Origin of the sequence: Mesorhizobium calcicola (assembly GCF_042682105.1) — a bacterium.
GTDB classification, from domain to species: Bacteria; Pseudomonadota; Alphaproteobacteria; order Rhizobiales; family Rhizobiaceae; genus Mesorhizobium; species Mesorhizobium calcicola.
In genome coordinates, this window is sequence record NZ_JBHUGY010000062.1 from 24,542 (window position 1) to 35,241 (window position 10,700).

A 10,700-nucleotide genomic window follows, 5' to 3' on the forward strand; every position below is an offset into this window, starting at 1 on the left:
TCACTCCGCCGGCCGCGTCTCTTCGAGCACGCTGTCCTCGTGAGAGAGGAAGCCGCCGGACTGCCGCCTCCACAGCCGCGCATAGAGCCCGTCGAGCGCCACCAGTTCATCATGCGTGCCTTGCTCGACGATGCGGCCGCCGTCGAGCACCACCAGCCGGTCGAGCGCGGCGATGGTCGACAGCCGGTGGGCGATGGCGATGACCGTCTTGTTCTCCATCAGCCGCGTCAGATTCTCCTGGATCGCCGCCTCGATGTCCGAGTCCAGCGCCGAGGTCGCCTCGTCGAGGATCAGGATCGGCGCGTCCTTGAGGAAGACGCGGGCAATCGCCACGCGCTGGCGCTGGCCGCCCGACAGTTTGACGCCGCGCTCGCCGACATAGGCCTCGTAGCCGGCGCGGTCCCGGTTGTCGCGAAGGCCCACGATGAATTCGTGCGCCTCGGCTTTCCTGGCCGCCGCGATCACTTCGGCGTCGGTCGCATCAGGCATGCCGAGCTTGATGTTGTCGCGCAGCGAACGGTGGAACAGTGCCGTGTCCTGGCTGACGACACCGATATTGGCGCGCAGCGAATTCTGCGTCACCAGGGAAACGTCCTGGCCATCGATGGTGATGGACCCACTTTCCAGATCGTAGAGTCGCAGGATCAGATTGGCGAGCGTCGTCTTGCCGGCACCGGAGGGTCCAACCAGCCCGACCTTCTCACCCGGCCGCACGACAAGGTCGATGCCGTTGAGCACGCCGAACCCCTTACCGTAGTGGAACTCGACCTTCTTCACCTCGATGCGCCCACCGGCCACCACGAGTTCTTTTGCGCCGGGCGCATCGGTGAGGCCGAGCGGCTGCGAGACCAGCGCCTTGGAGTTTTCCAGCACACCGAGATTCCGCAATATGCCGTTGAGCTGCATCATCACCCGGCCGAGCAGCATGTTGAGCCGCAGCACCAGCGACAGCGTGAAGGCGACCGCGCCGACGGTGATCGAGCCTTCGACCCAGAGATAGACGGCAAAGCAACCGATCGTCGTAATCATGATGCCCGACAGTGTCGTCAGCGCCATGCGCACGCCGGTCAACCGGCGGGTGAAGGGGCGCAGCGCGTCGAGATAGATGTCGAAGCCGTTCTTGATATAGCGGTCGTCGCCGTCGGCCGAGAACAGTTTCAGCGTCTGCACGTTGGAATAGGAATCGACGATGCGGCCGGTGATCATCGAGCCGGCTTCGGCGGTTTCCTCGGCGTGCTTGCGGATTGCCGGCAGATAGAGCTTGGCCAGCCAGCCGAAGGCGGAAATCCAGATCACCACAAGCACCGCCAACCTGAGGTCCAGCCCGGCGACCAGCGCCAGCGTCGTCACCGTATAGACGATCATGAACCAGATGACCTCGATGAAGCTTTCCATCAGGTCGCCAGTGGCTTGGCCCGCCTGCCAGACCTTGGTGGCGATGCGACCGGCGAAATCGTTCTGGAAGAACGTATAGGACTGGCGCGACACGTAACGATGCGCCTGCCAGCGCACCAGATTGTAGAAGCCGGGCGTGATCGTCTGTTCATCGACCAGAGCCGACAGGCCTACGACGATGGTGCGGATGACCAGCACCACCGCGATCATGAACACCAGTTCGGGACCGGCGGCGTTCCACAGCGCGTGCCAGCTGCGCTCGCCGGGAAGCTGGTCGAGAATGTCGACCAGCCGCCCGACGAAGTAGAACAGGCCGGCCTCGACCAGCGGCGCGATGCCGCCGATGACCAGCATGGCGAAAAAGGCGAACTTCGCCTGGCCGACATAGTGCCAGAGAAAGCCGCCGACACCGGACGGTGGCCGTAGATTCGCCGGCTCCCTGAACGGATAGACCCAGTTCTCGAACCAGCGATAGACGGCAGTCATCATGCGGCAGCCATCATTCTGCGGCTTGCCCCTTTGCAAGTGCGTCATTTGCGGCGTCGGCCGGGCCGTCCGCAAGCAGGAACCCGCCCGACTGACGCTGCCAGAGCTGCGCGTAAAGCCCGCCCTGGGCGACCAGTTCCTCGTGCGAACCTTCCTCGATGACACGGCCCTTGTCCATCACCACGAGCCTGTCCATCGCCGCGATGGTCGACAGCCGGTGCGCGATGGCGATGACGGTCTTGCCTTGCATGAGCTTGTAGAGATTCTCCTGGATGGCTGCCTCAGCCTCGGAATCGAGCGCCGACGTCGCCTCGTCAAGGATAAGTATGGGTGCGTCCTTCAACATAACGCGAGCAATGGCGATGCGCTGGCGCTGGCCGCCGGACAATTTGACGCCGCGGTCGCCGACATGGGCGTCGAATCCCTTGCGGTCCTTGGCATCCGCAAGCCCAGCGATGAAGTCCAGCGCCTCGGCGCGCCGCGCCGCCTCGACAAGCAGCTCATCGCTGGCGTCGGGCCGGCCATAGAGGATGTTCTCGCGCACCGAACGATGCAGCAGCGAAGTGTCCTGCGTCACCATGCCGATCTGGGCGCGCAGCGAATCCTGCGTCACGCCGGCGATCTCCTGGCCGTCGATCAGGATCCGGCCAGCTTCCAGGTCGTAGAAGCGCAGCAGGAGGTTGACCAGCGTCGACTTGCCGGCGCCCGAGCGGCCGACAATGCCGACCTTCTCGCCCGGCTTCACCGTCAGCGACAGGCTCTCGATCACACCCTTCTGCTTGCCATAGTGGAAACGGATGTCCTCGAAGCGGATCTCGCCCTTGGAAACGGCAATGTCCTTCGCCCCCGGCCGGTCCTCGACCAGGCGCGGCAGCGAGATCGAGGCAATGCCGTCCTGCACCGTTCCGATGTTCTCGAACAGACCCGACATCTCCCACATGATCCACTGCGACATGCCCCACATCCGGAGGACCAGGCCGATGACCACGGCAACCGCGCCGATCGTCACGGCCTGCCCCAGCCACAGCCACAGCGACAGCGCGGTGACGGAAAACAGCAGCAGCGCGTTCAGGATATAGAGGACGCCATACAGCACCGTCACCAATCGCATCGACCGGTAGACCGTATCGAGGAACCCGGCCATGCCCTCCTTGGCGAAGGCTGCTTCGCGGCGGGCATGGCTGAACAGCTTGACCGTCTGGATGTTGCTGTAGCTGTCGACGACGCGCCCGGTCATGGTCGAGCGCGCATTGGCCTGCTGTTCGCCAACCTTGCCCAGCCGCGGGATGAAATAGCGCAGCAACAGGATGTAGCCGACCAGCCAGACGACAAGCGGCGTCGCCAGCCGCCAGTCGGCCGAGCCGACGATGAACAGCATGCCGAGGAAATAGACGATGACGTAGTTCAGCACATCGATCAGCTTGATGACGCATTCGCGCACGGCGAGCGCCGTCTGCATCAGCTTGGTGGCGATGCGGCCGGCGAACTCGTCCTGGTAGAAGCTCATCGACTGCTTGAGCAGGTAGCGATGCACCTGCCAGCGGATGCGCATGGGGTAGTTGCCCATCAGCGTTTGCTGGTTGAGCAGCGAATGGAGCCACACCGTGCCCGGCAGAGCGAACAGCACGATGAAAGCCATGCCGGCGAGCTTCCAGGCTTCGGTCTGCAGGAAGGTTTCGCGATTCTGCGCAGACAGCCAGTCGACGATGCGGCCGAGGAAGCCGAACATCCACACCTCCGCGATGGCGATGGCCGTCACCAGCACCGCGTCGAGAAGGATATAGGGCCAGGCGCCGCGTGTGTAATGCACGCAGAAGGCCACCAGCGTTTTGGGCGGCTCGACCGGTTCCGCTGCCGGGAACGGATCGAGCCTTTTTTCAAACCAGCCAAATAACATAGACCATGCTCACAAATCTGTTTTCCGCTTACGCGGCATGGGAACGTACGGAGCCCCCGGACCGCATGGCGTCAAGGACCGATGGCTCGGAATCGTCCGGGCCATCGGTCCTGCTTCGCGCAATATAGGGACTGGCGGGCTTTTCGCCGACAGCCGCGCTTGTCGATCCCGACGGTGCGGTGTCGACAACCCGGACCTTCGGCCCCGGCCGGATCAGCCGGATGATCCGGCGCACCAGCGACGGCCGGCTCGGGTCGGGAACCGCGCGCGAGAAATCGACATCCGGCAGCATGCCGCGATGCGGCCGGCGGCGGACTTCGGCGTGAACGGCCGACGAATAGGTTTCGCCGATCAGCAGCGCCCAGGTCGGTATCCGGTGGATATGCAGGCTCCTTGAGCCAGGTATTCTGTAGGGATCGAACATCGGTCCGTCCTCCGTGTGAAAATGGAGATAAAGAGGCGAAGCCATATCGTCCGCCGGCATTCGGCCGGAAGCACCGATTGCGTCGGTCTGGACACGACGGAAGTCGTCGGTCTGGACACGACAAGTGTCGGTCTGGACATGTTCAGGCGGGGCGTTCAGCCCCTTTGACAGTTTGAAAAACATCGCAGGATTCCTTCGAGAGCCGAAAAGGTGTTTCGGCGGGAATCGGTGCGATCAAGTCTTAAAGGATCAGGAGAATCGTCGTACCGAAACCGCCGTAGGGCGTACAAGCCCACAAGAGGGGCGCTGGATGTGCATGGTCATCATGAATTACCCCTCCATCGGTTCGGGTTGACAATGGACCTGACATACCCGACTTCGCAGAAAATGGCCACCCGCAGGTCCAGGAATTTCCAAAACCGCGAGCCCGCTGTGGCCGATCTGCCACTTATTAGAAGGACGCGGAAATGAACGACCGTCTCCGCATCGCGCTCTACCAGCCTGATATCGCCGGCAACACCGGAACAATCCTGCGCTTCGCCGCTTGCCTCGAACTTGGCGTCGACATCATCGAACCGGCCGGCTTTCCACTCTCCGACAGGGCGCTGAAGCGAGCCGGCATGGACTACCTCGAAATGGCTGATCTGACCCGGCATGTCGACTGGCGCGCCTTCGAGGATTGGCGCAAGGCCCGCGCGGGCCGGCTGGTGCTTCTGTCGACCAAGGCCACCACCCCTTACACCAATTTCGCCTTCGCCCATGGTGACATACTGCTGTTCGGCCGCGAATCCGCAGGCGTGCCGGATGCGGTCCATCAGGCGGCGGACGCACGGCTGACCATCCCCATGCAGGGTGCGGCGCGCAGCATCAACGTCGCGCTTTCCGTCGCCATGGTGGCGGGCGAAGCCATCCGGCAGCTCGGATAGGATCCGCAGCCCATCGGCGATGCCGCCCTTGCCATCGCTGACGGCGGCGATTTCTCCGGTCATTCTCACCCAGGCGCACATCGCCTTCTCCTGCATTTGCCCAAATCAACATTTCTTCGCTACAAGCTCAACTTAACTTGAGGTCAAGCGGAAAGTGAGAAATGGCACCGGTAACGGAATTGACGGTCGGCCAGGTGGCCATGCGCAGCGGGGTGGCGGTGTCGGCGCTGCATTTCTACGAGGCGCGCGGCCTGATCCGCAGCCACCGCACATCGGGCAACCAGCGCCGCTACGGCCGCGACGTGCTGCGGCGGGTGGCGATCATCAAGGTCGCGCAGGAGGTCGGCATCTCGCTGGCCGAAATCGGCGCGGCATTGGCATCCCTGCCCGAGGGCCGCACGCCGACCCGCGACGACTGGAACCTTTTGTCCACCGCCTGGCGTGACGGGCTCGATCACAAGATCGCCCAGCTGAAGAAACTGCGCGACGGGCTGACCGACTGCATCGGCTGCGGCTGCATGTCGATCGACAAATGCCCGCTGCGGAACAAGGGCGACCGGCTGGCCAGGGAAGGCACCGGCGCGAGACGGCTGGTGGCTCTCCCTTCTCCCCGTTCACCGGGAAAAGGTGCCTGAACGCAGTGAAGGCGGATGAGCGCCAGCATTCAAAGGTTTGCGCCGCCCCCACCTGCCTGCCGCCATCCTCTCCCCGTAAACGGGGCGAGGAAATCCTAATCCGCCGCCGGCAGCCGCCTGATGGTGAACTCGATCAAATCCCCCGGTCGCTCGAACCAGCTTTCGATCTCGGTCCAGTAGGCCTGCTTGGGAAAGCGCTCGAACCATTCCTTGGCCTTGAGGCGCGCGTCGGAGCGCGGCAGCACGAAGGTCTCGCGCAGGAAACCGTCGCGCGGCATGCGCGCGCGATCGGCCCGGCTTTGGTCGAGCCTTTTCTTCAGGCCATCAAGCGGTGGTCTTGCCGGGGTGCGCACGAAACAACTCCTTGCACCTTAATGACGCTTGGACACTTGACCCTTGCCCTTAAGAGATTAGGGATCGCGCCGGCAAAAGACGAGTCATTTGTAGGGCCAGCGGCCCGCAACCGGAGACGGCACTTGGAACGACCTGAAATACCGGCAGGCCTGCCCGCCGACATCGAACAGAAGAAGATGAAGGCACGCATGTGGTTCGAGGCGCTGCGTGAACGCATCTGTGGCGCCTTCGAGCAGATCGAGCAGGATCTTGGCGGCCCGCTGGCCTCGTGGTCGCCGGGCCGTTTCGAAAAGACGCCATGGGAGCGCGACGAGGGCCGCGGCGGCGGCGGCACCATGTCGATGATGCATGGCCGCGTCTTCGAGAAGGTCGGCGTCCACACCTCGACGGTCTATGGCGAGTTCTCACCCGAATTCAGGAAGCAGATGCCCGGCGCCGAGGAAGACCCGCGCTTCTGGGCCAGCGGCATTTCGCTGATCGCGCATCCCTGGAATCCCAACGTTCCGGCCGTGCACATGAACACCCGCATGGTCGTCACCTCGCGTCAATGGTTCGGCGGCGGCGCCGATCTGACGCCGGTGCTCGACCGCCGCCGCACCCAGGACGATCCTGATACCATCGCCTTCCATCGGGCCATGCAGTTCGCCTGCGAGAAGAACGACGCGGTCGCCGACTATCCGAAATTCAAGGCCTGGTGCGACGAATACTTCTATCTGCCGCACCGCAACGAGCCGCGCGGCACCGGCGGCATCTTTTTCGACTGGCTGCATTCGGGCGAGGACAAGGGCGGCTGGAATGCCGATTTCAACTTCGTCCAGGATGTCGGCCGATCCTTTCTCGTCGTCTACGGCCACCTCGTGCGCGCCAACTTCAACGAGAACTGGACCGATGGCGACCGCGACGAACAGCTCATCCGCCGTGGCCGCTATGTCGAATTCAACCTGCTTCACGATCGCGGCACCATCTTCGGACTGAAGACCGGCGGCAATGTCGCGTCGATCCTCTCCAGCCTGCCGCCCGAGGTCCGCTGGCCGTAACAAAATGGTGAGCGCGATGTGAACCGCATTGCTGTCCCATTTGCTCGAAATGGGCATGGAATGTGGCACGCAACACCTCGAAAGATTTCTTTTTCGTCTAATAGGCGATTGAAAAGGCTGGCCTATTTGTTGCGCCGGGTCGGGAAGCGCCGGCGGTTTGCCTGGTCAAAACAGAGCGAACCGCGACCCGACGCGACCGGACGGCCCAAGACGATGCGGGACATCTTCGTCAAAAAAGGATGCCCGCCCTTTCCAGGAGTACTTCGCAATGCGCAAGATCATTGTTTCGGCGGCCGCCGCTGCCCTTCTCGCTTCCGGTTCGGTGGCATTCGCCGCCGTCAAGCACACCACCGGAACGATCAAGACCTTTGACGCAACGGCCATGAGCCTGGTCCTCGACGACGGATCGTCTTTTACGCTTTCCAAGACCTTCAAGGATCCTGGCCTGCAGGTCGGTGAAAAGGTCCGCGTCTCATGGGAGATGAGCGGCAAGAACAAGGTTGCCGAGGCCGTCAAGATCGCAAAGTGACGGCTTGCCTGCCAGGGCAGGACGAGACGATGTCTGGTCCTGCTTCGGGGTAGTGCCAAGAGGGCGGAGCAGCGCTGCTCCGCCTTTTTGTCGTTGACCGCAACCAATACCACCCCATCTGTGTTATGGTTTTTACCCCCGCTCCCGGTCCGAAGATTCAACCCCGGAAATTCGACCACGAGCCAAAAAGTATCGGGGCCTCGGGCTCCACGGAGGAAAAGGAGAAATCCGATGAAGGAATTTCACTGCGGGTCGCTTGTTCCCGGCTGTGACTGGCATACGCGTGCCGATGAAGAGGCCGAGGTCATGCGTCGTGCCGTCGAGCACATGCGCGAGACGCATGGCGAGGCGGTCATCCGCGAGACGATGATCGAGGCGATCCGTTCGCGCATCGAGAAGACCCGCGACGCGGCGTGATACGGAATTGCCGGAATTGAATTGACAGATATCCTACCCGGCTTTCAGGGCTTCCGCGGCGCGTTCAAGCAGCGCGCCGCGATCGGACGCAAATCCCGCTTCGACCCATTCCGCCTCAAGGTTCTTGAGGATTTCGCCGAGCTTCGGCCCTGGAGTTGCGCCGAGCGCCGTCAGATCGGCGCCCTTTAGCGGAAACGACGGCTTTTTCCATTTCAGGGCGAACGCCAGCAGGCGCGAAAAACCACCGGCTTCAAGCAGCGCGTCATTGTCGTCGACAGCGCGCACCCGCGCTGCCGCAAGCGACAGCCGCAGACGATCGACAAACGCTTGCCGGTCGCCGCGGTAGAGCCGCTTTGCCAGCTCAGCCTCGGTCGTCTTCGGCTCGACGGCAGTGGCCAGCGCCCAATGGCGCAGGCGATCCGCTTCAGCGGTCGAAAATTTGAGCCGCTCGGCGAGCGTCTTCATGCGGGCGGCATCCGGCGGAACGATCGCTTGCAGCCTGAGCAGCGGGTCGGGTGCCCAGCCCAGGTCCTTCTCGGCTTTGGTCAGCCCATGGATCGCATCAATGCCCCATTTCTCGCTTTCCGGCAGCGCGGCGGTCAAGACGCCGGCCTGCCGCATCCAGAGCAGCGCCCGCGAGGGATCCGGCGCCGACAAAAGCTTCTTCAGTTCCGACCAGATGCGCTCGGCCGAAAGCTGGGCCAGCCCTTCCTTCAGCCGGGCGCAGGCTTTCAGTCCCTCGGCGTCCGGCCGGCCGTCGCCATACCAGGCGAAGAAACGGAAGAAGCGCAGGATGCGCAGATAATCCTCACGGATGCGCGCTTCCGGGTCACCGATGAAGCGCAGCCGGCGCGCCTCGATGTCGGCGATGCCGCCGACCAGATCGATGACAGCGCCGTCGGCCTCGGCATAGAGCGCGTTGATGGTGAAGTCGCGCCGCTCGGCGTCAAGCTTCCAGTCGCGCCCGAACGACACCTTGGCGCGACGGCCGTCGGTCTCGATATCGGCGCGCAAGGTGGTGATCTCATAGGGCTTGCCGCCGGCGACAACGGTGACCGTGCCATGCTCGATGCCGGTCGGCACCGCCTTGAAGCCTTGCGCCTCGGCGCGGCGGATGGTTTCCTGCGGCAGACACGTGGTGGCGATGTCGACGTCGGCGACCGGCTGCCCCATCAGCGTGTTGCGCACGGCGCCGCCTGCGACACGCGCCTCTTCACCGCCTTTCGCCAGTGCGGCCAGCAGGCGCTGCAGATGCTTGTCGCCGAGCCAGTCGGCCCTGCCCGCGATCGAGACACTCACGCATAGAGCCTTTCATAGAGCGTACGGATGATGCCCGCGGTGACGCCCCAGATGCGTCGGTCGCCATAAGGCATGTCGTAGAAGAACCATTCGAGATCGTTCCACATACGGCTGTCGCGCTTGTGGTTGGCCGGGTCCATCAGGAAGCGCAACGGCACTTCGAAGGCAGCGTCGACCTCGTCGGCATTGAGCCGCAACTGGAAACCCGGCCGTACGATGCCCAGCACCGGCGCGATGCGATAACCGCTGCCGGCGACATAGTCAGGCATGCGGCCGATGATCTCGACGCGATCGCGGCCAAGGCCGATCTCCTCGAAGGTCTCGCGCAGCGCCGCCGCTTCCGGACTGGCATCGGTCGGATCGATGGTGCCGCCGGGAAAGGCCACCTGCCCCGAATGGTTGCGCAGCTTTTCGGCCCGTTTGGTCAAAAGAACCGTCGCATCGCCGTCATGATCGACCACCGGGATCAGCACCGCGGCATTGCGCAGCACCTTCCCCTGGTTGAGGCGCGGGTGGCCGGGATTGAAGCGATGATCGCCATAGTCGTCGCCGGCATGCGCATCCGGCTGCGCGGCAAAGCGCCCGCGAAAATCCGCGGACGAAAACGGCGCCGGCGACACCTGGTCCATCACGCGCTCAGCCGCTTCAACTGGTCCGCCGGCATGATCGGAAAGACCGCGCCCTTGGAGCGCACGGCGAACATGGTCTTGCCGCCGATCTCGACCTCCTCGCCATGCCCGACCAGTTCGTACATCACTGGCCGCGCCACCAGCGCCTCCAGCCGCCCGCGCACCAGCACATAGGGCTTCAGGCCGCCGGTGTCGCTCTCGTCGACGAAGCGCAGCGGCCGCTCAGGCCCGGCTTCGACAACATCGCCGACATTGGTGCGGAAGGTGATGATCTGTTCGCCGCCGCTGCCCGAAACATCCATCTCGACGGCGACGAACGGCGCATCGGCAACGCGGATGCCGACCCGCTCCACTGGCGTCACCAGATAAGTCCTGCCGTCCGCGTCCTTGCGCAGCACCGAGGAGAAAAGCTGCACCAGCGGCATGCGGCCGATCGGCGTACCCAGGTAGAACCAGGTGCCGTCGGCCTTGATCTCCATATCGAGATCGCCGCAGAAATCGGGATTCCAGCGCTCGACCGGCGCCGCGCCCTTGCCGGCACGGGCCGCGCGCGCGATCAGCGCCTCGAGAGCGCGCGCCTCGGTGGCGGTCGTAAGGCTTTGTTCGCGATGTTCGGAGTGTTCCGTCATGGTCACGAAATAGTCACTGTTGTTCCGCTTGTCAGCCTAAGTC

12 protein-coding genes are annotated in these 10,700 nt (G+C 63.6%); 5 read left to right on the top strand and 7 right to left on the bottom strand.

Translation table 11 applies throughout. The features are described 5' to 3' along the window. The 3 genes from ACFSQT_RS32735 to ACFSQT_RS32745 are packed head-to-tail and all read right to left on the bottom strand — an operon-like array spanning position 1 to position 4,385. Entirely contained in the window at positions 1 to 1,884 is a 1,884-nt protein-coding gene (locus ACFSQT_RS32735; RefSeq protein ID WP_379025859.1) for an ABC transporter ATP-binding protein, read from the bottom strand. A 10-nt stretch (positions 1,885 to 1,894) separates the two neighbouring features. After that, positions 1,895 to 3,778, bottom strand: a complete 1,884-nt coding sequence (locus tag ACFSQT_RS32740; protein WP_379025861.1) for an ABC transporter ATP-binding protein — start codon at positions 3,776 to 3,778, stop codon at positions 1,895 to 1,897. 28 nt (positions 3,779 to 3,806) lie between these two features. Beyond that, complete coding sequence (locus ACFSQT_RS32745; protein ID WP_379025863.1) at positions 3,807 to 4,385, bottom strand: hypothetical protein; 579 nt, start codon at positions 4,383 to 4,385, stop codon at positions 3,807 to 3,809. A 284-nt stretch (positions 4,386 to 4,669) separates the two neighbouring features. Here ACFSQT_RS32745 and ACFSQT_RS32750 point away from each other — a divergent pair, with 284 nt between their 5' ends. Both ACFSQT_RS32750 and soxR read left to right on the top strand, forming a co-directional pair. Next, complete coding sequence (locus ACFSQT_RS32750; RefSeq protein WP_379025865.1) at positions 4,670 to 5,128, top strand: tRNA (cytidine(34)-2'-O)-methyltransferase; 459 nt, start codon at positions 4,670 to 4,672, stop codon at positions 5,126 to 5,128. Between the two features lie 161 nt (positions 5,129 to 5,289). Next, a complete protein-coding gene (gene soxR, locus ACFSQT_RS32755) occupies positions 5,290 to 5,763 on the top strand; it encodes a redox-sensitive transcriptional activator SoxR (RefSeq protein WP_379025867.1) in 474 nt (157 codons plus the stop codon). Positions 5,764 to 5,858: 95 nt separating this feature from the next. Here soxR and ACFSQT_RS32760 read toward each other — a convergent pair whose 3' ends face one another. After that, a complete protein-coding gene (locus ACFSQT_RS32760; RefSeq protein ID WP_379025869.1) occupies positions 5,859 to 6,116 on the bottom strand; it encodes a hypothetical protein in 258 nt (85 codons plus the stop codon). 123 nt (positions 6,117 to 6,239) lie between these two features. Here ACFSQT_RS32760 and hemF point away from each other — a divergent pair, with 123 nt between their 5' ends. From hemF to ACFSQT_RS32775, 3 genes are all read left to right on the top strand, one after another. Next, positions 6,240 to 7,154: an oxygen-dependent coproporphyrinogen oxidase gene (hemF, locus tag ACFSQT_RS32765; protein ID WP_379025871.1), complete on the top strand. Its 915-nt coding sequence runs from the start codon at positions 6,240 to 6,242 to the stop codon at positions 7,152 to 7,154. 268 nt (positions 7,155 to 7,422) lie between these two features. Continuing rightward, positions 7,423 to 7,683 (top strand): DUF1344 domain-containing protein, encoded by a 261-nt coding sequence (locus ACFSQT_RS32770; protein ID WP_379025873.1) that lies wholly within the window; start codon positions 7,423 to 7,425, stop codon positions 7,681 to 7,683. A gap of 231 nt (positions 7,684 to 7,914) precedes the next feature. Then, complete coding sequence (locus tag ACFSQT_RS32775; protein WP_136615930.1) at positions 7,915 to 8,100, top strand: DUF1059 domain-containing protein; 186 nt, start codon at positions 7,915 to 7,917, stop codon at positions 8,098 to 8,100. A 33-nt stretch (positions 8,101 to 8,133) separates the two neighbouring features. On the opposite strand, the gene ACFSQT_RS32780 is transcribed toward ACFSQT_RS32775, so the two are convergent. Genes ACFSQT_RS32780 through ACFSQT_RS32790 form a run of 3 tightly spaced genes read right to left on the bottom strand, consistent with a single transcriptional unit; the run spans position 8,134 to position 10,657 of the window. Then, positions 8,134 to 9,399 carry a CCA tRNA nucleotidyltransferase gene (locus tag ACFSQT_RS32780; protein WP_379025875.1) on the bottom strand — a complete coding sequence of 422 codons (1,266 nt, stop codon included), beginning with the start codon at positions 9,397 to 9,399 and terminating at the stop codon, positions 8,134 to 8,136. After that, positions 9,396 to 10,028 (bottom strand): CoA pyrophosphatase, encoded by a 633-nt coding sequence (locus tag ACFSQT_RS32785; RefSeq protein ID WP_379025877.1) that lies wholly within the window; start codon positions 10,026 to 10,028, stop codon positions 9,396 to 9,398. Before ACFSQT_RS32785 ends, ACFSQT_RS32780 begins: the two co-directional genes overlap by 4 nt. Then, positions 10,028 to 10,657 (bottom strand): DUF1285 domain-containing protein, encoded by a 630-nt coding sequence (locus tag ACFSQT_RS32790; RefSeq protein WP_379025913.1) that lies wholly within the window; start codon positions 10,655 to 10,657, stop codon positions 10,028 to 10,030. Before ACFSQT_RS32790 ends, ACFSQT_RS32785 begins: the two co-directional genes overlap by 1 nt. Positions 10,658 to 10,700: the final 43 nt, after the last annotated feature.

What these genes read in the sequence shown, in the direction of transcription:
- ACFSQT_RS32735 (WP_379025859.1), bottom strand. Translation starts at nt 1,884, where the DNA reads ATGATGACTGCCGTCTATCGCTGGTTCGAGAACTGGGTCTATCCGTTC.
- ACFSQT_RS32740 (WP_379025861.1), bottom strand. Translation starts at nt 3,778, where the DNA reads ATGTTATTTGGCTGGTTTGAAAAAAGGCTCGATCCGTTCCCGGCAGCG.
- ACFSQT_RS32745 (WP_379025863.1), bottom strand. Translation starts at nt 4,385, where the DNA reads ATGTTTTTCAAACTGTCAAAGGGGCTGAACGCCCCGCCTGAACATGTC.
- ACFSQT_RS32750 (WP_379025865.1), top strand. Translation starts at nt 4,670, where the DNA reads ATGAACGACCGTCTCCGCATCGCGCTCTACCAGCCTGATATCGCCGGC.
- soxR (WP_379025867.1), top strand. Translation starts at nt 5,290, where the DNA reads ATGGCACCGGTAACGGAATTGACGGTCGGCCAGGTGGCCATGCGCAGC.
- ACFSQT_RS32770 (WP_379025873.1), top strand. Translation starts at nt 7,423, where the DNA reads ATGCGCAAGATCATTGTTTCGGCGGCCGCCGCTGCCCTTCTCGCTTCC.
- ACFSQT_RS32775 (WP_136615930.1), top strand. Translation starts at nt 7,915, where the DNA reads ATGAAGGAATTTCACTGCGGGTCGCTTGTTCCCGGCTGTGACTGGCAT.
- ACFSQT_RS32785 (WP_379025877.1), bottom strand. Translation starts at nt 10,028, where the DNA reads ATGGACCAGGTGTCGCCGGCGCCGTTTTCGTCCGCGGATTTTCGCGGG.
- ACFSQT_RS32790 (WP_379025913.1), bottom strand. Translation starts at nt 10,657, where the DNA reads ATGACGGAACACTCCGAACATCGCGAACAAAGCCTTACGACCGCCACC.